This window comes from Micromonospora sp. NPDC049107 (assembly GCF_040648595.1).
In the GTDB taxonomy this organism is placed as follows: Bacteria; Actinomycetota; Actinomycetes; order Mycobacteriales; family Micromonosporaceae; genus Micromonospora.
Genome location: NZ_JBEZEC010000017.1, coordinates 36,896 through 55,902 on the forward strand (window position 1 = coordinate 36,896; position 19,007 = coordinate 55,902).

General features: G+C 73.2%; 17 protein-coding genes. 5 read left to right on the forward strand and 12 right to left on the reverse strand.

Features of this window, described 5'->3' with window-relative positions; genetic code table 11:
• Window positions 1-88: 88 nt before the first annotated feature.
• Complete coding sequence (gene lepA / locus AB0B55_RS31145; protein ID WP_357134533.1) at window positions 89-1,966, reverse strand: translation elongation factor 4; 1,878 nt, start codon at window positions 1,964-1,966, stop codon at window positions 89-91.
• A gap of 117 nt (window positions 1,967-2,083) precedes the next feature.
• Window positions 2,084-2,620, reverse strand: coding sequence for a DUF4240 domain-containing protein (locus AB0B55_RS31150; protein ID WP_357175659.1), 537 nt, complete (start codon window positions 2,618-2,620; stop codon window positions 2,084-2,086).
• 61 nt (window positions 2,621-2,681) lie between these two features.
• Here AB0B55_RS31150 and AB0B55_RS31155 point away from each other — a divergent pair, with 61 nt between their 5' ends.
• Both AB0B55_RS31155 and rpsT read left to right on the forward strand, forming a co-directional pair.
• Window positions 2,682-3,665: a phosphotransferase gene (locus AB0B55_RS31155; protein ID WP_357175662.1), complete on the forward strand. Its 984-nt coding sequence runs from the start codon at window positions 2,682-2,684 to the stop codon at window positions 3,663-3,665.
• 276 nt (window positions 3,666-3,941) lie between these two features.
• Window positions 3,942-4,208: a 30S ribosomal protein S20 gene (rpsT, locus tag AB0B55_RS31160; protein ID WP_355053192.1), complete on the forward strand. Its 267-nt coding sequence runs from the start codon at window positions 3,942-3,944 to the stop codon at window positions 4,206-4,208.
• A 94-nt stretch (window positions 4,209-4,302) separates the two neighbouring features.
• On the opposite strand, the gene AB0B55_RS31165 is transcribed toward rpsT, so the two are convergent.
• The 4 genes from AB0B55_RS31165 to AB0B55_RS31180 all read right to left on the reverse strand — a co-directional run bounded on the left by AB0B55_RS31165 (window position 4,303) and on the right by AB0B55_RS31180 (window position 9,034).
• Window positions 4,303-4,719 (reverse strand): hypothetical protein, encoded by a 417-nt coding sequence (locus AB0B55_RS31165; protein WP_357134528.1) that lies wholly within the window; start codon window positions 4,717-4,719, stop codon window positions 4,303-4,305.
• Window positions 4,716-5,696: a DNA polymerase III subunit delta gene (gene holA / locus AB0B55_RS31170; protein WP_357134527.1), complete on the reverse strand. Its 981-nt coding sequence runs from the start codon at window positions 5,694-5,696 to the stop codon at window positions 4,716-4,718. Before holA ends, AB0B55_RS31165 begins: the two co-directional genes overlap by 4 nt.
• A 165-nt stretch (window positions 5,697-5,861) precedes the next feature.
• Window positions 5,862-8,243 carry a ComEC/Rec2 family competence protein gene (locus AB0B55_RS31175; RefSeq protein WP_357175666.1) on the reverse strand — a complete coding sequence of 794 codons (2,382 nt, stop codon included), beginning with the start codon at window positions 8,241-8,243 and terminating at the stop codon, window positions 5,862-5,864.
• Window positions 8,240-9,034, reverse strand: coding sequence for a ComEA family DNA-binding protein (locus AB0B55_RS31180; protein ID WP_357175668.1), 795 nt, complete (start codon window positions 9,032-9,034; stop codon window positions 8,240-8,242). The genes AB0B55_RS31175 and AB0B55_RS31180 overlap by 4 nt, the downstream gene beginning before the upstream one ends.
• Before the next feature lie 213 nt (window positions 9,035-9,247).
• Between AB0B55_RS31180 and AB0B55_RS31185 the strand changes: the two genes are divergently transcribed.
• Window positions 9,248-10,726, forward strand: coding sequence for an arabinofuranosidase catalytic domain-containing protein (locus AB0B55_RS31185; RefSeq protein WP_357175671.1), 1,479 nt, complete (start codon window positions 9,248-9,250; stop codon window positions 10,724-10,726).
• A gap of 51 nt (window positions 10,727-10,777) precedes the next feature.
• Here the strand turns inward: AB0B55_RS31185 and AB0B55_RS31190 are convergent, their stop codons facing one another.
• From AB0B55_RS31190 to nadD, 5 genes are all read right to left on the reverse strand, one after another.
• On the reverse strand, window positions 10,778-11,551 hold the full coding sequence (locus AB0B55_RS31190) for an SDR family oxidoreductase (protein WP_357175674.1): 774 nt from the start codon (window positions 11,549-11,551) through the stop codon (window positions 10,778-10,780).
• Window positions 11,552-11,555: 4 nt separating this feature from the next.
• On the reverse strand, window positions 11,556-12,410 hold the full coding sequence (locus AB0B55_RS31195) for a DegV family protein (RefSeq protein ID WP_357175677.1): 855 nt from the start codon (window positions 12,408-12,410) through the stop codon (window positions 11,556-11,558).
• Window positions 12,411-12,479: 69 nt separating this feature from the next.
• The gene (locus tag AB0B55_RS31200) at window positions 12,480-13,109 is read right to left on the reverse strand and encodes a histidine phosphatase family protein (RefSeq protein ID WP_357175680.1); all 630 of its coding nucleotides are present in this window, start codon (window positions 13,107-13,109) and stop codon (window positions 12,480-12,482) included.
• Window positions 13,106-13,513: a ribosome silencing factor gene (gene rsfS / locus AB0B55_RS31205; RefSeq protein ID WP_355053184.1), complete on the reverse strand. Its 408-nt coding sequence runs from the start codon at window positions 13,511-13,513 to the stop codon at window positions 13,106-13,108. Before rsfS ends, AB0B55_RS31200 begins: the two co-directional genes overlap by 4 nt.
• A gap of 110 nt (window positions 13,514-13,623) precedes the next feature.
• On the reverse strand, window positions 13,624-14,220 hold the full coding sequence (nadD, locus tag AB0B55_RS31210; RefSeq protein WP_357134515.1) for a nicotinate-nucleotide adenylyltransferase: 597 nt from the start codon (window positions 14,218-14,220) through the stop codon (window positions 13,624-13,626).
• A gap of 107 nt (window positions 14,221-14,327) precedes the next feature.
• Here nadD and AB0B55_RS31215 point away from each other — a divergent pair, with 107 nt between their 5' ends.
• Together AB0B55_RS31215 and AB0B55_RS31220 are read left to right on the forward strand one after the other, a co-directional pair.
• The gene (locus AB0B55_RS31215; protein ID WP_357175683.1) at window positions 14,328-14,987 is read left to right on the forward strand and encodes a PadR family transcriptional regulator; all 660 of its coding nucleotides are present in this window, start codon (window positions 14,328-14,330) and stop codon (window positions 14,985-14,987) included.
• Window positions 14,988-15,147: 160 nt separating this feature from the next.
• The gene (locus AB0B55_RS31220) at window positions 15,148-16,362 is read left to right on the forward strand and encodes an FAD-dependent monooxygenase (RefSeq protein WP_357134511.1); all 1,215 of its coding nucleotides are present in this window, start codon (window positions 15,148-15,150) and stop codon (window positions 16,360-16,362) included.
• An 82-nt stretch (window positions 16,363-16,444) separates the two neighbouring features.
• On the opposite strand, the gene pepN is transcribed toward AB0B55_RS31220, so the two are convergent.
• Entirely contained in the window at window positions 16,445-18,961 is a 2,517-nt protein-coding gene (gene pepN / locus AB0B55_RS31225) for an aminopeptidase N (protein WP_357175685.1), read from the reverse strand.
• Window positions 18,962-19,007 lie beyond the last annotated feature (46 nt).

Sequence of the window (19,007 nt, forward strand, 5' to 3'; positions counted from 1 at the left end):
GGATCCGGGCTTCGGATGACGCGAACCTCTTGATCACCGCGAGGAAGGGGTGGGGGGTGGGAGGGGGTGGGGGGTGGGGGGTGGGGGGCTACTTCTTGCCGGTGGGTTTGGCGTCGCCGGAGTCGGAGGAGAGGGCGGCGATGAAGGCCTCCTGGGGCACCTCGACGCGGCCGACCATCTTCATCCGCTTCTTGCCTTCCTTCTGCTTCTCCAGCAGCTTGCGCTTACGGCTGATGTCACCGCCGTAGCACTTGGCGAGCACGTCCTTGCGGATGGCGCGGATGGTCTCCCGGGCGATCACCCGGCTGCCGATGGCCGCCTGGATGGGCACCTCGAACTGCTGGCGCGGGATGAGCGTACGGAGCTTCGCGGCGATGGTGACGCCGTAGTTGTACGCCTTGTCCTTGTGCACGATGGCGCTGAACGCGTCCACCGGCTCGCCGTGCAGCAGGATGTCCACCTTCACCAGGTCGGACGCCTGCTCGCCGGAGGGCTCGTAGTCCAGCGAGGCGTACCCCTTGGTACGACTCTTCAACTGGTCGAAGAAGTCGTAGATGATCTCGGCGAGGGGCAGCGTGTAGCGCAGCTCCACCCGGTCGGCGGAGAGGTAGTCCATGCCGAGCAGGCTGCCGCGCCGGCCCTGGCACAGCTCCATGACCGCGCCCACGTAGTCGTTGGGCGTCAGCACGGTGGCCCGCACCACCGGCTCGTACACCTCGGCGATCTTGCCGGTCGGGTACTCGCTCGGGTTGGTGACGACGATCTCCTCGCCGTCGTCCGTGATCGCCCGGTAGACGACGTTGGGCGCGGTGGAGATGAGGTCGAGGTTGTACTCGCGCTCCAACCGCTCCCGGATGATCTCCAGGTGGAGCAGGCCGAGGAAGCCGCAGCGGAAGCCGAAGCCGAGCGCGCCGGAGGTCTCCGGCTCGTAGTCCAGGGCGGCGTCGTTGAGCTTGAGCTTGTCCAGGGCCTCGCGCAGGTTCGGGTAGTCGGACCCGTCGATCGGGTAGAGGCCGGAGTAGACCATCGGCTTCGGGTCCTTGTAGCCACCCAGCGGCTCGGCCGCCGGCCGGGCGTTGATGGTGACCGTGTCACCGACCCGGGACTGCCGGACGTCCTTCACACCGGTGATCAGGTAGCCGACCTCGCCGACCCCGAGCGCCTCGGCCTTGACCATCTCGGGTGAGATGACGCCGATCTCGAGCAGCTCGTGCACGGCGCCGGTGGACATCATCTTGATCCGGTCGCGGGCGCTGATCCGGCCGTCGATGACCCGGACGTACGTGACGACGCCGCGGTACACGTCGTACACCGAATCGAAGATCATCGCCCGGGCGGGCGATTCGGCCTCGCCGACCGGCGGGACGAACTGCCGGACGATCTCGTCGAGCAGGTGCGGTACGCCCTCGCCGGTCTTGCCGGAGACTCGGATGCAGTCGGCGGGGTCACCGCCGATGAGGTGGGCCAGCTCCTCGGCGTACTTCTCCGGCTGGGCGGCCGGCAGGTCGATCTTGTTGAGCACCGGGATGATGCGCAGGTCGTTCTCGAGGGCCAGGTAGAGGTTGGCCAGGGTCTGCGCCTCGATGCCCTGGGCGGCGTCGACCAGCAGCACGGCGCCCTCGCAGGCGGCCAGTGACCGGGACACCTCGTACGTGAAGTCGACGTGCCCCGGGGTGTCGATCATGTTGAGCACGGCCTGCTCGCCGGTCCGCTCGCCCTCGCGGATGGTCCACGGCATGCGCACGGCCTGGCTCTTGATGGTGATGCCGCGTTCGCGCTCGATGTCCATCCGGTCCAGGTACTGCGCGCGCATCTGCCGGGGGTCGACCACGCCGGTGAGCTGCAACATCCGGTCGGCCAGGGTCGACTTCCCGTGGTCGATGTGGGCGATGATGCCGAAGTTCCGGATGCGACCGGGGTCGGTGGCACCAGGGGCGTTCGCGCCGGGATCGAGCTTCGGTGGCACAGCGGTCCGTTCTGGTCGGCTGACGTGAACAGGCCGGCGCGCCGCCGACCCCCTCCATGTTCCCACGCCGCCGGGGTACGCCCACTGCGCGGGCGACGGATCGGCCCCCGGGACGCCTCACTCCATCGGCGGCTCCACGAAGAGCGCGGCCAGCCGGGGCAGCCGGCGGCGGGCCTCGGACTCGTCGTCGAAGTCCCAGAAGTCGTTGAGGTCCGGCGTCCGGACCGGCTCGCGGTCCGTCGGCAGCTCCGACGCGGTGGCCCTGCGGTACGCGTCCCACGGCACCGCCAGCATCTGCTCGGCGGAGAACTCCTCCCCGCTGAGCGACGCGGCCCGCACCTGGGGCAGCTCGGCCAGCGAGTCGGGGTCGCCGACCGCGCGGGCGAACACCGCCCGACCCTGGGTCATCAGCCAGCCCCGGAAGTGCTCGAAACCCTCCGCCGACGCCCCACCGTTGATCAGGTACGCCGCGCCCCACAGGTCCGCCTTGTGCGAGGCGGCCAGCACTCTGACCTGGTGCTGGGCGTACCCGACGATGTCCTGCGGATCGCGCTCGGCGAGCAGCGCCACAGCCCGAGCGGCGACCGGCCCGGGCTCACCCCCGCCCCCGGCGCGGGCCTGGTCGATCAGCTGCCAGAAGTCCTCGGTCCTCATGGCTTGGCAGTCTGGCAGTGTCGCCGCGCGCCGCGCACGTACCCCGGGGCAGCATGGTGGGGTGTCCTCCCCGCTGCCGCCGGTGCCGTACCACGCGAGCGCGTCGCGCCCGTCGTGGCCGGAGCTGCCGGCGGCGCTGCGGGCCGCGATCGCCGACCGGCTCGGCACGCCGGTGGTCACCGCCCAGGTCGCCACCGCCGGCTTCACCCGGGGCTTCGCCGCCGTGCTGCACACCGCCGACGGCGGTCGGGCTTTCGTCAAGGCGGCACCCGCCGCCGTGCAGCCGGGCCTGGTTCAGGGGTACGCCCGGGAGGCGGCGATCCTCGACCGGCTGCCGACCGACCTGCCCGCGCCCCGCCTGCGGTGGACGCTGGACGAGGCCGGCTGGTTCGTGCTCTGCGCCGAAGCGGTCGACGGCCACCTCCCACGCCTGCCCTGGGCGCGGGCCGAGCTGGACGCCACCCTCGCCGCGTACGCCGAGGTCGCCGCCGTGCTCGCCGATCCACCGACCGGCCTGACCGCGCTCGGCCTCCCCCGCCTGGCCGACCTGGCCCGCTCGGACATCCTCTGGTGGGAGGAGGTCGCCGCGGGCCGGGAGCCGCTCCCCGCGCTGCCCGCCGCCGCCCGGGGCAGACTCCCCGAGCTGGTGGCGCTGGAGTCCCGCCTCCCCGCGTACGCGGACGGGGCGACCGGCGTGATCCACGGCGACCTGCGGGTGGACAACGTGCTCATCGGCCGGGACGGCCGGGCCTGGATCTGCGACTGGACCTGGGCCTGCACCGGACCGGCCTGGTTCGACCTGGTCACGCTGCTGCTCACCGCATCCGACGGCGGCCTGGACGTCGATCGGATCTTCGCCGCGCACCCGGCGAGCGCGGGCGCTCCCCCGGACGCGCTGGACGCCACCCTCGCCGCGTTGGCCGGCTACTACCTCACCGGGGCGGACGCGACATCGGTGACGGCCTCACCGCACCGGTCCACGCACCAGCGGTCCAGCGGAAGACAGGCCCTCGACTGGCTCGCCCGCCGGCAGGGCTGGCGGTGACCGCGCCGGCGTCCTCGCGCGGGCCGTCCCGTGGTCCACCCCGGCTTTCCGGAAATCGGGCGGTCAGCGGCCGGCGGATACCCTGGTTCGCAGGAAGCCGGGTGGATCACGGCTCCCGCACCCACTGGGCGCGGGAGTCGAGCAGGCGCGGTCGGGTGGAGCCGTTTTGGCTTGTCCCCGGGCGACCTGGTAACCTGGCTTTTCGCGCGGCGATGACTCATGTCGTCATGCCGTGCGCAAGCTGACCAACCCGAGCTATCAAGACGAGGCTGTCGCGTGGCGAACATCAAGTCCCAGATCAAGCGCAACCGGCAGAACGAGAAGGCCCGGCTGCGCAACAAGTCGGTCAAGTCGTCGCTGAAGACCGCCGTCCGGAAGTTCCACGAGGCCGCCGAGGCCGGTGACGTCGAGAAGGCCACCGCTCTCATGCAGGATGCCTCGCGCAAGCTGGACAAGGCCGTCAGCAAGGGCGTGATCCACGCCAACCAGGCCGCGAACCGCAAGTCGGCGATCGCGAAGCGCGTGGTGACGCTCTCCGCCTGACGCTTCGTCGTCAGACTGATTCGGAAAGCCCCGGACCGAGGTCCGGGGCTTCCGTGTGTCCACGAACCGGCGCGCGCCTGCGCTTCGGCGGCCGTCAGTCCAGCGGGTCCCTGCGGCGTCTGGGCCGCACCGGGTCGGGTCGGACCACCACCGGAGTCACGGCGCTCCACTCGACCCGGGCCCGGCCGACCACCGGCTCCATCTGCCGGCGGAAGCGGTCCCGCTCCTGTTCGGGTACGAGCGCGGCGGAACGGACCACCACCGCGGCCACCATGTCGTTGAGCTTGACCATCGCCGCCACCACCACGGGTAGCACCAGCACCGCCCACCAGGTGACCAGCTCCGCGAGGGCGAGCAGCACGGCCAGGGCGATGGCGCCCTCGAAGAACAGGAAGCAGAGCACCCCACCGGGGTTGACGAACCGCAGGCCGAGGAGCCGGGCGTAGAGCGGCCGGTACCGCTCCTCGTCGGCGGACACGGTGGCCCACGCCGTACGGTTCGGCCCCGTCACCGACTGCTGCCCTGCCGGGCCGCCGCCACCGAGAAGACCGCCCGTTCCAGGGCGTACGCCCGGTCGTCCGAGCCGCCCTTGACGGCCGCGTTGCACTCCGCGGCGACCTGCATGGCGCGGACCAGTCCTTCCGGGGTCCAGCCGCGCCCCTGTCGCTGCGCCCGTTCGATCTTCCACGCCGGCATGCCGAGGCTGCTGGCGAGCTGGTACGCGTTGCCCCGTCCGGCCGACGCCACCCGGGCCACCGTCCGCACCCCGTCGGCCAGGGCGTCGGCGATGGGCACCGGGTCGACACCGACGTGCAGGGCCCAGCGCAGCGCTTCCAGGGCGGCCGGCACGTCGCCGACCATGGTGGCGTCCGCCACGGTGAAGCCGGTCACCTCGACCCGTCCCCGGTAGTAACGGGACACCGTCTCGGCGCTGATCCGCCCGTCGGTGTCGGCCATGAGCTGGGAACAGGCGGCGGCCAGTTCGCGCAGGTCGTTGCCGACCGCCGCGATCAGCGCCTCGGCGGCGTCGTCGGGGCACCGGCCGCCGGCCCGGCGGATCTCGTCGCGGACGAAGGCGACCCGGTCGCGGTGGCCCTTGAGCTTGGCCGCCGGAACCACCGTCGCGCCGGCCGACCGCAGCCCGTCGGCGAACGCCTTGCCCTTGGCGCCGCCCAGGTGCAGCACCAGGAGCTGCACCTCCGGGTCGGGATTCTTCGCGTACGCCAGCAGCGCGGCGACCAGGTCCTTGCGGGCGTCCTGGCCGGAGCGCAGGACGAGCAGCCGCCGGCCGCCGAACAGCGACGGGCTGAGCATCTCGGCTATCTCGCCGACGGTGAGCGCACCCGCCTGGTACTCGCGGACGTCCACCTCGGGGTCGGTGGCGCGGGCCCGTTCGACAGCTTCGGAGACCGCGCGCGTGGCGAGCAGCTCCTCGTCGCCGAGGACGAGCACAATGGGGGCGAGGCTGGCGGGGGTCACGTCGCCCATATTCGCACGGCCCACGGCGGGTACGGGCCTGCTCAATCGCCACCCGGTCGGCGCAGCCCGCACTTAGCGCAAATCCAGACATTTATCTCGGTTCACCACCTAATCCGCAAATGGCCCGGATTCTGGGTCGAGTGCGCGCAATTTCCACGCGACCGGCGGTCCCCCTCACGGTGGCCGTCCCGGCGGTACCCCTCGACGGGCCACCGCCAGGCCGTCGGCAGTCCGGATCGCCGCCACGTCGCCGTCGGTGTCGGTCCGCAGGACCCGGGCGCCGTGCCGGCTCAACCGGGACAGGAGCGCCGGGTTCGGATGCCCGTACGTGTTGCCCGTGCCGACCGGCACCAGCGCCACGGCCGGCCGCACGGCGGCGAGGAAGCTCTCGTCCTGGTACGCCGAGCCGTGGTGCGCGACCTTCAGCACGTCCGCCCGTAGCTGGCCGGGCGGCGTCCGGACCAGGACGGCGTGCTGCTCCTCGGTCTCGGCGTCGCCGGGCAGCAGGACCGAGACGCCGGCGACCGTGGCGCGCAGCACCAGCGAGTTGTTGTTCGGGTCCGAGCGGGTGCCGGCCAGCGGATACGGCGGTCCGAGCACCAGCAGCTCGACACCGCCGACCCGGTGACGTGCCCCGGCGGTGGTGTCCCGCATCGTGGCCCGGCCGCCGGTCGCCGCCGCGCGGACGGCCGCCCGACCGCTCGCCGGGTCCGTCGACGGCGGGGTCAGCACGGCGGCCACCCGTCGCCCCCGGAACACCCCGGCCACCCCGCCCACGTGGTCGAGATGGAAGTGGCTGACTACCAGCAGCGACACCTCCCGGATGCCGAGCCGTCGCAGACACGCGTCCACCGCGCCCGGCTCCGGCCCGGTGTCGACCAGCACCGCCCGGCCGGGCGCGACGCGCAGCACGAGGGCGTCCCCCTGCCCCACGGCGCAGGCCACCACCACCCAGCCGGGCGGCGGCCAGCCGCTGGCGAGCAACCGGACCCCGAGAGCGCCCACCAGGACGGCGACCGCGACCACCGCCACCAACCGGCGCACCAGCGGGCGGCGCGCGGCCACCAGAAACGCGACGGTCAGCCCGGCCAGCAGCAGGGCACCGGCCGCCCCACCCGGCCACGCCAGGGTGCCGGCCGGCAGGCGGGCGCCGTGGCGGGCGATGACGACCAGCCACCAGGCCGGCCAGCTCGCCAGCCACGCGACGAACCCGGCCCCGGCCGGCCAGACCGGCGACAGCAGCGCGGCCGTCACCCCCAGCACCGTCGCCGGCGCGATGGCCGGCACCGCCAGCAGGTTGGCCGGCACCGCCACCAGGCTGACCGTGCCGGAGATTCCGGCGACGACCGGCCCGCAGGCCACCTGGGCGGCCGCCGGTACCGCCAACGCCTCGGCCAACCCGGCCGGTACGCCCCGACGGCGCAGCCCGTCGCGCCAACGCGGCGCGAGCAGCAGCAGACCCGCGGTGGCCAGGACGGACAGCGCGAACCCGGCGTCGCCCGCCAACTCGGGGTCGACGAGCACCAGCACGGTGACGGCGGCGGCCAGCGCGGGCAGCGCGGCCCGGGGTCGACCGGCGGCCAGCGCGACGAGCCCGATCGCCCCCATCGTGGCGGCCCGTACGACGCTCGGTGACGGACGCACCAGGATGACGAAGCCCACCAGCGCCACCCCACAGAGCACCCCGGCGAGCCACGGACCGGCGCGTGCCCAGCGCGCCACCAGCAGCACCGCACCCACCACGATCGCGATGTTGCTGCCCGAGACGGCATTGAGGTGCGTCATGCCGGTCGCCCGGAAGTCCTCCTCGACGGCGGGCGGCAGGCGGCTGGTGTCCCCCACCACCAGTCCCGGCAGCAGACCACCCGGGTCGTCGGGCAGCGGCGCGCAGGCCCGTTGCAGACCCGCGCGCAGGGTGCCGGCGGCGCGCTGCGCCCACGACGGCGTACCGCGCCGCTGGGGTGGACCGGTGGTCGCGAGGACCGCCGCGGTGAGGTCACCGCCGCGCGGCAGGCCGAGCCGCCCGTCGGCGGTCAGCCGCTGCCCCGGCAACAGCCCTCGCCAGCCGGGGTCGGTGGCGAGGACCAGCACCCGTACCGACGCTCGGAGCGGCTGGCCGTCGGGACCGGTCAGCCGGATCAGCTCGCCCGACACCAGCAGCATGCCGGGACGCCCGGCGGAGCGGATGGGGCGCGGATCGTCCCGCACGACGAGGTCGGCGGTGACCGGGGCGCGCTTCTCGGCAAGGGCGCGGACCGGCGGCGCGTCCCGCACGACCAGCCGGGCCGAGGTCGCCGCCGCGCCGCAGAGGACGCCGAGACCGACCGCGACGACGATCCAGCCGAAACGGCGGGCGAGAGCCCCTGGGCGACCGAGCCGACCGAGCAGGTGCAGGGTGCTCAGCGCGGTCGACACGGCTGCTCCGCCGGCCACCAGCAGCAGCGGTCGGGGGCCGAGGTGCAGTCCGGCGAGCGCGGTGAGCCAGGCGGCCACGGCCAGCCCGGCGAGCCGGAGGTCCGGTGGCGGCGGGTCGCCGACGACGGGTGCGACGTTCACACTGTCACCAGGTCCTTGAGCTGCTCATAGCGCGCGTCGCCGATGCCCTCGACCTGGCGCAGGTCACCGACGGCCGTGAACCCGCCGTGCTGGTCCCGGTAGGCGAGGATGCGCTGGGCCAGCACCGGCCCCACCCCGGGCAGCGCGTCGAGCTGGGCAGGTGTCGCGGTGTTCAGGTTCAGCGCCGCGCCGGGGGCCGGCGCACCGGCGGGGGCCGGACCGGCGGCGGGTCCGGGTGCCGGCGGGGGCGTCACCCCGACGACGATCAACTCACCGTCGGCCAGCTTGCGAGCGGGATTGAGCAGCGCCACGTCGACGCCGGGCAGCGGGCCACCGGCCTCGGAGAGGGCGTCGGCGAGTCGGGCCCCGGCCGGAACCCGCACCAGCCCGGGTTTGCGCACCTTGCCCGCGACCGTCACCACCAGCTCGCCGGACGCCGAGACGCTGGACTGCGCGGCCACGACGGCCGAGGTGGCCTCGCCCACCGGTGGGGTGACCGGTTCCGCGTGTGGTCGGGACCGCCAGGCCCAACCGGCCGCGGCCAGCACCACCACGAGGGCCACGGCGGCCAGCGCCCGTACTCCGCGCCTGCCCGGGTCGAACGCTCCGGGGCCGGGCAGCCGCGCCATACCGCCGGGCTGATCGCCATCTGGAAGACATCCCCGCTGTGGGTCGGCGGGCACGTCCGTTGCCGACGCGTCGGCCCCCGACGGAAGCGGCGCCGCGTCGCCCGTCGCGGCGGTCAACCGGCGCAGACGCTGACGTACCGCTGTCTCCTCGTCCTCTGCCACGCCGCGACGCTAGGACGCCGGACGCCCCGACGGCCGCCTCGCTGGCCCGACCTGTGGACAACCGGGGCCTCTGTGGACAACGCCCTGATCATGCTCGCGTCTGCTACGGGAGCACGGGCCACCGACCCGCCCGGAGGTAGCGCGCGTTCATGGATGAGGATTAATGTTAACGCTATCATCACCCCCCACCACCACCGCCACCTGAGGGGAACCATGGACGTGAAGAGAAGGCTGCACCGCCTGCTGGCCGCAGCGGGGACCCTGCTGGTCCTCGTCGCCGGGGCCGGCGTCTACCTGGTCACGGAGACGCCCGGCGTCGCCCGGGCGGCCGGCACCGGCCCGTGCGACATCTACGCCTCCGGCGGGACGCCGTGCGTCGCCGCGCACAGCACCACCCGGGCCCTGTACGGCGCGTACAACGGAGCGCTCTACCAGGTGCGCAGATCATCGGACAACACCACCCGCGACGTCGGCGTGCTCAGCGCCGGTGGCGTCGCCAACGCCGCCACCCAGGACACGTTCTGCGCCAACACGAGCTGCGTGATCACGATCATCTACGACCAGTCCGGCCGCAACAACCGGCTCACGCAGGCGCCTCCCGGCGGCTTCACCGGCCCGGCCCCCGGCGGGTACGACAACCTCGCCGACGCCAAGGCGGCACCGGTCACCATCGGCGGCCAGAACGCGTACGGCGTCTACATCGCCCCCGGCACCGGCTACCGCAACAACAACACCAACGGCGTCGCGACCGGCGACCAGCCCGAGGGCATCTACGCCGTCGTCGACGGCACGCACTACAACCAGTGGTGCTGCTTCGACTACGGCAACGCGCAGACCAACGTCCAGGCCGACGAGCGCGCGATCATGGAGACGGTCTACTTCGGCGCGAACAAGCAGTGGGGCTACGGAGCGGGCGCGGGTCCCTGGATCATGGCCGACCTGGAGTGGGGCCTGTTCTCCGGGGTTAACGCGGGCTACAACAACATCGCGTCCATCAACCACCGCTTCGTCACGGCCATGGTCAAGGGCGAGCCGAACCACTGGGCGATCCGCGGCGGGAACTCGCAGTCGGGTGGCCTGACCACCTACTTCGACGGTCGGCGGCCCAACGGCTACAACCCGATGAAGAAGGAGGGGGCCATCCTCCTGGGCATCGGTGGTGACAACAGCATCACCGGTCGCGGCACCTTCTTCGAGGGCGTGCTGACCTCCGGCTACCCGACGGCCGCCACCGAGGACGCCGTGCAGGCGAACATCGCCGCTGCCGCCTACACCCCCGCGAGCGGCGGCAACCCGCAGCAGAACGCCCAGATCGTGGGCGCGCAGTCCGGTCGCTGCGTCGACGTGCCGAACGGCGCCACCACCAACGGCACCCAGCTGCAACTGTGGGACTGCATCAGCAACAGCGCCGCGCAACGCTGGACCTACACGGCCGGCAAGCAGATCCAGGTGTACGGCAACAAGTGCCTCGACGCCAACGGCCAGGGCACCGCGAACGGCACCCAGGTGATCATCTGGGACTGCCACGGCGGCGCGAACCAGCAGTGGAACGTCAACGCCAACGGCACCCTCACCGGCGTCCAGTCCGGGCTCTGCCTGGACGCCAACGGCGCCGCCACCGCCAACGGCACCAAACTGATCCTCTGGGCCTGCAACGGTGGACAGAACCAGCAGTGGTCCCTGCGAAGCTGAGCGGACAGCAGTCGGGCCGTCTCCGGAGGGAGGCGGCCCGAGTGCACCGGATCAGCGGGCCTCCGGGTCGAGGCCGAGCGCCGCCCGTCCCCCGTCCACCGGCAGGGTCACCCCGTTGACGAAGCTGGCCGCCGGCGACAGCAGGAACGCGACCGCCTCGGCCACCTCGTCGGCACGCCCGATCCGGCCCACCGGGTGCAGCCGGGTCAACTCGGCGTCGATCCACTCGGCCCGGGTGGGCTCCTGCGCGGCGAGGTACTCGGCGTGCCGCTCGGTGGCGATCGAGCCGAGCGCGACGGCGTTGGCGCGGATGCCGTGCCGTCCGTACTCGACGGCCAGCGCCCGGGTCAGCCCCTCCACGGCGGCCTTCGCCGTGGCGTACGGCAGAGCGCCCGGCACCGGCCGGCGGGCCTGGTGCGACGAGACATTCACGATCGCGCCGCCCGTGCCGGCGGCCAGGAAGCGGCGCACCGCCACGGCGGCGCCCACCACGGCCGGACGCAGGTTCAGCCCGATCAGGTCCAGCACGATGTCGGCCGACGCCGTGTGCAGGGCGGCGTCCCGGGAGATCGCCGCGTTGTTCACCCAGCCGGTCAGCGGGGCGACGCGTTCGGCCACCTCGGCGGCGTGTTCGGCCACCCGCTCGTCACCGGCGTCGCCGACCACCGCGAGCAGGCGATCGGCGGCCGGGTGCCCGGCGAGCCAGTCCACCGCCTCGGCGTCGCGCTCCACGACGACGACGGTCACGCCGGCAGTCACCAGCCGTCGCGTCACGGCCCGACCGACGCCACGGCCACCACCGGTCACCACGCACGTGCCGGCCACGATCTCAGCTCCCGGGCCGACGGTGCACGACGACACAGGCCAGACCCGGCCCGGCGTGTGCGGCGACCACCGCGCCCGCCTCGGAGACGTACGTGTCGTGCACCCGTTCGCCCAGGCGCGCGGTGAGCGCGGCGAGCAGCGCCTCGGCGCGCTGCGGCGCGGCCAGGTGGTGTACGCCCAGGTCGACGTCGTCGTCGCCGGCCGCCTCGACGGCCAGGTCGACGAGCCGGGCGACTCCCCGACTGGCGGTACGCACCTTCTCCCGCAGCACGATCGCGCCGTCCGGCATGTGCATGATCGGCTTGACCGACAGGGCGGTGCCGAGCAGCGCCTCGGCGGCGTTGATCCGGCCGCCCCGGCGGAGGAACTCCAACGTGTCGACGTAGAACCAGACGGTGGTCCGGGCCACCGCGGCGAGCGCCGCGTCGCGTACGCCGGCCAGGTCCGCTCCGGCTTCGGCGGCGATGGCGGCGGCGATGGCCGGGAAGCCGAGGCCCATGCCGGCGGAGCGGCTGTCGACGACCTCGACCCGACCGCCGAGGTCGACGGCGGCCAGGCGGGCGGCCTCGACGGTGCCGGACAGGCCGGCGGAGATGTGCACCGAGACGACGCCGTCGGCGCCGTCGTCGAGGAGACGGCGGTACGTCCGGGCGAACTGTTCGGGCGCCGGCCGGGACGTGCTGGCCGACACCCGCCGCTCACCCAGCGCGCGGGTGGCGTCGGCGGGTTGGGTCTCCACCCCCTCCAATCCCTCCGCGCCGTTGAGCACGACGGTCAGCGGGACGACGGTCAGCCGGTGCCGCAGCACCAGCTCGGGTGGGAGGTAGGCGGTGGAGTCGATGACGACCGCGACGGGCATGCCCGGCACGCTAGCCGATCACGACCCGCCGCGCCGAGGTGCGAGCGCCGACCCGGGCCGGATCGGCGCTCAGACCGCGTCGACGACGGCCGGGGCGGTGACGAGGCCGACGTTGTGGCCACGGAGCTGCCAGCCCCGGACGTCGTCGTGTCGCAGCTCGGTCCAGTGGCAGTTGGCCAGGGAGCCGATGGTGCGCAGCACCTCGGGAGGCCAGCCGAGCAGGTGGCCAACGCCCTGGCGGGAGGCGCCGCCGTGGGTGGCGAGGACCACCGTCCCGCCGGGCGTCGCGTCGGCCGCCGTCAGGAACGCGGCGGCGACCCGCTCACCGAGTTCGTGCAGCGGCTCCAGATCCGCGCCCGGCGCCGGGTCGCCGGCCCGCCAGCGCGCGTACTCGCCGGGGAAGCGCTCGGCGACCTCGGTGAGGTGCAGGCCCTGCCACCGGCCGAAGTGCCGCTCGCGCAGCCGGGCGTCGGTGCGTACCCCGAGGCCGGTGAGCGCGGCCAGCGCCGCGGCGGTCTCCGCGGCGCGGCCCAGGTCGCTGGAGACGATGGCGTCCGGACGCAGCGACGCGAGCAGCGGCGCGGCGGCGCGGGCCTGGTCGCGGCCCAGCTCGTTGAGGGGTACGTCGGTCTGCCCCTGGACGCGGTTGGCGGCGTTCCAGTCGGTGTTGCCGTGCCGCCAGACGATCAGCCGGGTCATTCGGCCGCGGCGGACCCGCTGGCGTCGGCCTCGACCAGGTCGCGGTCGACGAACGGGATGGTGGGGCAGTCCTTCCAGAGGCGGTCGAGCCCGTAGAACTCGCGCTCCTCGGTGTGCTGGACGTGTACCACGATGTCGACGTAGTCGAGCAGCACCCAGCGGCCACCCCGCTCGCCTTCGCGCCGGATCGGCTTGGCCTTCTCCGGAAGCTCCAGCAGGCGCTCCTCGATGGCGTCGACGATGGCGAGCACCTGGCGCTCGTTGGGGGCGGCGGCGAGCAGGAACGCGTCCGTGATGGCGAGCTGGTCGCCGACGTCGATGATCGCGATGTCCTGCGCCTTCTTGTCGGCGGCTGCCTGGGCGGCGGCGATCGCCAGCTCGTGCGCGCGTTCGGAAACTGTCACCGTTCTCCTTCGATCAGGCGTGCGATCCTCCAAGCGTCTCACACCCGGCGAGGTCCCGACCCGTCAGTTCTGGTCGGTTAGACGCACCAACCAGCACATACCGGACGCGATCAGGACTGATAGAGGCGTCGCTTGGCGATGTACTGCACCACACCGTCAGGCACCAGGTACCAGACCGGCTCACCCCGGGCGACCCGGGCACGACAGTCGGTCGACGAGATGGACATCGCGGGCACCTGGATCAGGCTGACCGTGTCCGCCGGGAGGTGCTTGTCGGTCAGCGCGAAACCGGGCCGGGTCACACCGACGAAGTGGGCCAGCTCGAAGATCTCGTCCAGGTCCTTCCAGGACAGGATGCGTTGCAGCGCGTCCGCTCCGGTGATGAAGAAGAGCTGGACCTTGGCGCCGTACTCGGCCTGGAGGTCGCGCAACGTGTCGACCGTGTAGGTCGGGCCGCTGCGGTCGATGTCGACGCGACTGACCTGGAAGCGGGGGTTGGAGGCGGTGGCGATGACCGTCATGAGGTACCGGTCCTCGGCGGGGCTGACCGGCTCGTCGGCCTTCTGCCACGGCTGCCCGGTGGGGACGAAGACCACCTCGTCCAGGCCGAACCGGTCCGCCACCTCGCTGGCCGCGACGAGGTGCCCGTGGTGGATCGGGTCGAAGGTGCCACCCATGATCCCGATCCGCCGGATATCTTCCTCCACCCGTTGATCGTAGGCCGGGCGTCGGAACCGCCCGTATCGGCCCGAGGGACTGGCGACACGGATACTCGCGTGCGTATACTCGTCCACGAGTATTTGGGAGGTGCGTCATGCCGAAGCGGCGCAAGGTCGGCAACCTGCTGGCGCTGGCCGTGCTCTCCGCCCTCGTCCAGCGGCCCATGCACCCCTACGAGATGGCCAGCACGCTGCGCGCCTGGGGCAAGGACCAGGACATGGAGTTCAAGTGGGGCTCCTTCTACACGGTGATCCGCAACCTGGACAAACACCAGTTGATCGCCGCCGTGGAGAGCGTGCGCGAGGGCCGACGCCCGGAACGCACCGTCTACCGGATCACCGACGCGGGCCGGGCCGAGCTGGTCGACTGGGCGCGGGAGCTGGTCGGCATGCCCATGGCGGAGCATCCCCGCTTCCGGGCCGGCCTCTCCGTGCTCGCCGCCCTGCACCCCGACGAGGCGATCGACCTGCTCCGGCAGCGACTCGACCGACTGGACGACGCGCTCCGCCGGGACCGCGAGACGCTCGACGCCCACCTGCGGGACGTCCCGCGACTGTTCCTGGTCGAGAACGAGTACGACCTCGCCATCCGGGACGCCGAGGCCACCTGGCTGCGGGCCCTGCTGGCGGAGTTGACCTCGGGAAGCTACCCGGGGCTGGACACCTGGCGGGCCTTCCACGAGACCGGCGAGATGCCGGCCGAGCTGGCCGAGCTGGCCGCAAGGACCAGCAGCGACCCCGACACCGCCGACTGACAAGACAGCTCCGGCGGGGTGCGCCAACACCCCGCCGGAGCCCTACCCCGAACCGACACCTGAGCAGGCACCCGGCCCGAAGCGGCAACCACGAGGATAACCGGGTCCCCTCCCAGGACGGTTCGTCCGCACCCACGCGACGACACCAGGGAGAAAGAGCATGACAACGGTACGAACCGCACTCGTCATCGGCGGCGGCATCGCGGGGCCCGTGGCGGCCCTCGCCCTCCACCGCGCCGGCATCACCGCCACCGTCGCCGAGGCGTACCCGGCGACCGCCAGCGGAGCCGGTGGCATCGGTGGCACCCTCGCGCTCGCGCCCAACGGCGTGGCAGCCCTGCGGGCCGTCGGCGCGGACGAGGCGGTGACGGCGATCGCCACCGGGATCCACCGCAGCGTCATGGCCGTTGGCGCCCGACGGATCGACCTGCCGATGCTGGCCGGAGTGCCGCCGCTGCGCGTGGTACACCGGGCCGAGCTGCATCGGGTGCTGCACGACCGGGCCGTCGCCGAGGGCATCACCTTCGCGTACGGCAGGCGACTGGTCGACGTCACGCAGACCGACGACGGCGTGACCGCGCGTTTCGAGGACGGCACCACGGCGACCGCCGACGTCCTGGTCGGCGCGGACGGCATCCGTTCCACGGTCCGTGACCTCATCGACCCGGCCGCGCCCGGCCCCCGATTCACCGGACTGCTCGGCTTAGAGGCGGTCGCCCGGCACGAGGTGGACGCCGAGGCGGGCACGATGACGTTCGCCTTCGGACGGCGCGGCTACTACCTGTACTGGCCCGAGCCGGGTGGCGGCACCCGCTGGGGGGCCAACCTGCCGGGGCAGCGGCCGATGAGCCTCGTCGAGGCCCGTACGGTGCCCGCGCGGCAGTGGCTGGACACGTTGCGCGCCACCTACGGCGACGACGACCCGGGCCGGGAGCTGATGGCCACCAGCTCCGCCGACGACCTCCAGGTGGCCGGCGCGTTGCAGATCATGCCGCCCGTGCCGCACTGGCACCGGGGTCGCCTGGTGCTGGTCGGCGACGCCGCGCACGCGCCGTCGAACAGCTCCGGGCAGGGCGCCTCGCTCGCCATCGAGAGCGCGGTGCAGCTCGCCCGCTGCCTGCGGGACCTACCCGACGTGACGTCGGCCTTCGAGGCGTACGTGCGGCTGCGTCGCACCCGGGTCGAGAAGGTCGCCGCCCGCGCCGCGCGGATCAACCACACGAAGGCGCCCGGCCCGGTCGCCCGGACGCTGATGCCGCTGCTCATACCGCTGCTGGTGCGCACGGCGATGGACCCGGAACGCACCATCGCCCACGAGCAGCGCTACGTCATCGACTTCGACGCCCCGGTCACGGCCGAACCCGCCCTGCGGTGAGCACGGGCGCGGGGTGGCCGCTCGGCCACCCCGCGCTCCGACCATCGCAACCCGGGCCGCCCACCACGGCGGCCGGCCGACCTCAGGCCGAGGCGGCGGCCACCGCCGTGCGCGCCACGAGCGCCCGCCGCAGGTCGTCGTCGGCGTCGGTGACGACCCGCCGCAGGCCCGCCGTCAGGTCGTCGCGGGCCAGCAACGCCGCGGCCGCCTCCCGGGTCGGCTGCGCGACGGCGTAGCGGGGAAACGCCAGCTTCGCCACCCGGTCGGCCGTCCAGGGGGTACGACGACGAGCGGCGGCCGGCATCTCGGCGAAGTACCACCCGACGTACGCGGCGGTCAGCTCGGGCTGCTCGGGCTGCCAGAACCCCTCCGCGGTGGCCTCGAGCAGCCGGTTGGACAGCTCGGTGTCCCGCATGAGGATCTCCCATGCCGCCTGCTTCGCCGCCGGGTCGGGCCGGGCGGCCCGGCAGTACGCGGCCTGTTCCGCGCCGGCGGAGCTGACGTCGGCCCGCGCCTCCTCGGCGATCTCCGCCTCGCCCGCCGCGCCCAGCACCACGAGCCGGCGCAGCACCGCCCACCGCAGCTCCGCGTCGACGGCCAGCCCGGCCGGTACGTCCCGGCCGGCGAGCCAGCCGACGAGCAGGTCGCTGTCGGTGGTCGCGGCGATCCAGCCCCGGGCGGCGGCGAGCTGCAACGACTCCCCCGCCGGCGCGCCATCGAGCAGACGCCGGCACGCCTCGGCGACCCGGGCCAGCGCCGCCGAACGGGCCAGCGGGTCGAGGTAACGGTCCACCAGCGACCGGCTGATGACGAGCACGTCCTCCGCGATGATCACCTCGGTCTCGACGGGCAGCGCCGCGACCATCAGGTCGACCAGGCCGGCGACGGGCCGTTCGCCGTCGGTCGCCGCGTCCAGCGCCTCGCCCCAGAGCACCGCCCGGGCGAGCGGATCGGTCAGAGAAGGCAGCACCACCGCGACCGCGTCCGCCGACGCCTCGTCGAGGCGTACCTTGGCGAAGGTCAGGTCACCGTCGTTGAGCAGCAGCACCTGGGCCGCCGGCTCGCCCGTCAACGCGCCGAGCACGGTACGACCGCCGTCGACGGCCGGATCGAGATCCACCTCCGCGCGCTGGACGACGCCGTCCGCCGCGTACCGACCCACCCCGATGCGGTGCGGACGCAGCACGGGGTGCGACGCGGGGGCGGTCTGCACCACGGCGACCTCGGTGTAACGCCCGTCGGCGTCGACGTGGACCTCGGCGCGCAACGTGTTGACCTGCGGCCGGCGCAACCACAGCTCGGCCCAACCGGACAGGTCCCGGCCGCTGGCGGCGGAGAGGCTGGTGAGCAGGTCGGCGAGGGTGGCGTTGCCGAAGCGGTGCGCGGCGAAGTGCGCGTTCAGGCCGGCGAGGAAGGCCTCGTCGCCGAGCCACGCGACCAGTTGCCGCAGCACGGCGGCGCCCTTGGCGTACGAGATGCCGTCGAAGTTGAGCAGACCCTCGTCGGCGTCGGCCACCTCCGGCGGCGCGACCGGGTGGGTGGAGGGACGTTGGTCGGCCGCGTATCCCCAGGCCTTGCGGCGCATGGCGAACGTCGTCCACGCCTGGTCGAAGCGGGTGGCCTCGGCGGTGACCCGGGTGCCCAGGTACTCGGCGAAGGACTCGTTGAGCCACAGGTCGTCCCACCAGCGCATGGTGACCAGGTCACCGAACCACATGTGCGCCATCTCGTGGGCGATGGTGGTGGCCCGAACCTCGCGCTGGGTGTCGGTGACCGCCGAACGGAACACGTAGTCGTCGCGGAAGGTGACGATGCCCGGATTCTCCATCGCGCCGGCGTTGAACTCGGGCACGAACGCCTGGTCGTACTTGCCGAACGGGTAGCGCTCGGCGAAGAGCTGGTGGAACCGGTCCAGGCACCGCCCGGTGATGTCGAAGATCTCCTCGGCGTCGGCGTCCAGGTGCTCGGCGAGCGAGCGTCGACAGTAGATCGCCAGCGGTATGCCGTCGTGCTCGGCACGGCGGACGTGGTACGGCCCCGCGATCAGCGAGAAGAAGTACGTCGCCAGCGGCGCGGTCGGGGCGAACTCCCAGCGCCCCGGGGCCGGGGTGGCGACCACCTCGGCGTTGCCGGAGACCGTCCACCGCGGCGGCGCGGTGACCGAGAGGGTGAACGGGGCCTTGAGGTCGGGCTGGTCGAACGCGGCGAAGATGCGCTGGGCATTGTCGAGGAACGACATCGCGTAGAGGTAGGTCTCGCCGTCCGCCGGATCGACGAAGCGGTGCAGCCCCTCCCCGGCGTTGGAGTACGTCATCTCCGCCTCGACGACGAGGGTGTTCGTCGTGTCGAGATCGACCAGCGGCAGCCGGTTGTCGGTCAGCGTGGCGGGGTCGACGGCCCGGTCGTTGAGGCGTACCGCGAGGAGGTTCGCCGGCCTGACCTCGGCGAAGGTCGCGGCCCCGGCGGTCGCCCGGAACCGGATCTCGACGCGGGACCGGAACAGATCGCCGTCGCCGGTCAGGTCGAGGTCCACCTGATAGGACTCGACAGTAATCGCCGCGCCACGCGCGGTCGCCTCTACACGGGTCAGGCTCGGCATCCGCTTATCCTGCCCGATGGGGATCGGCAGGCGGTCCCCACCTGGC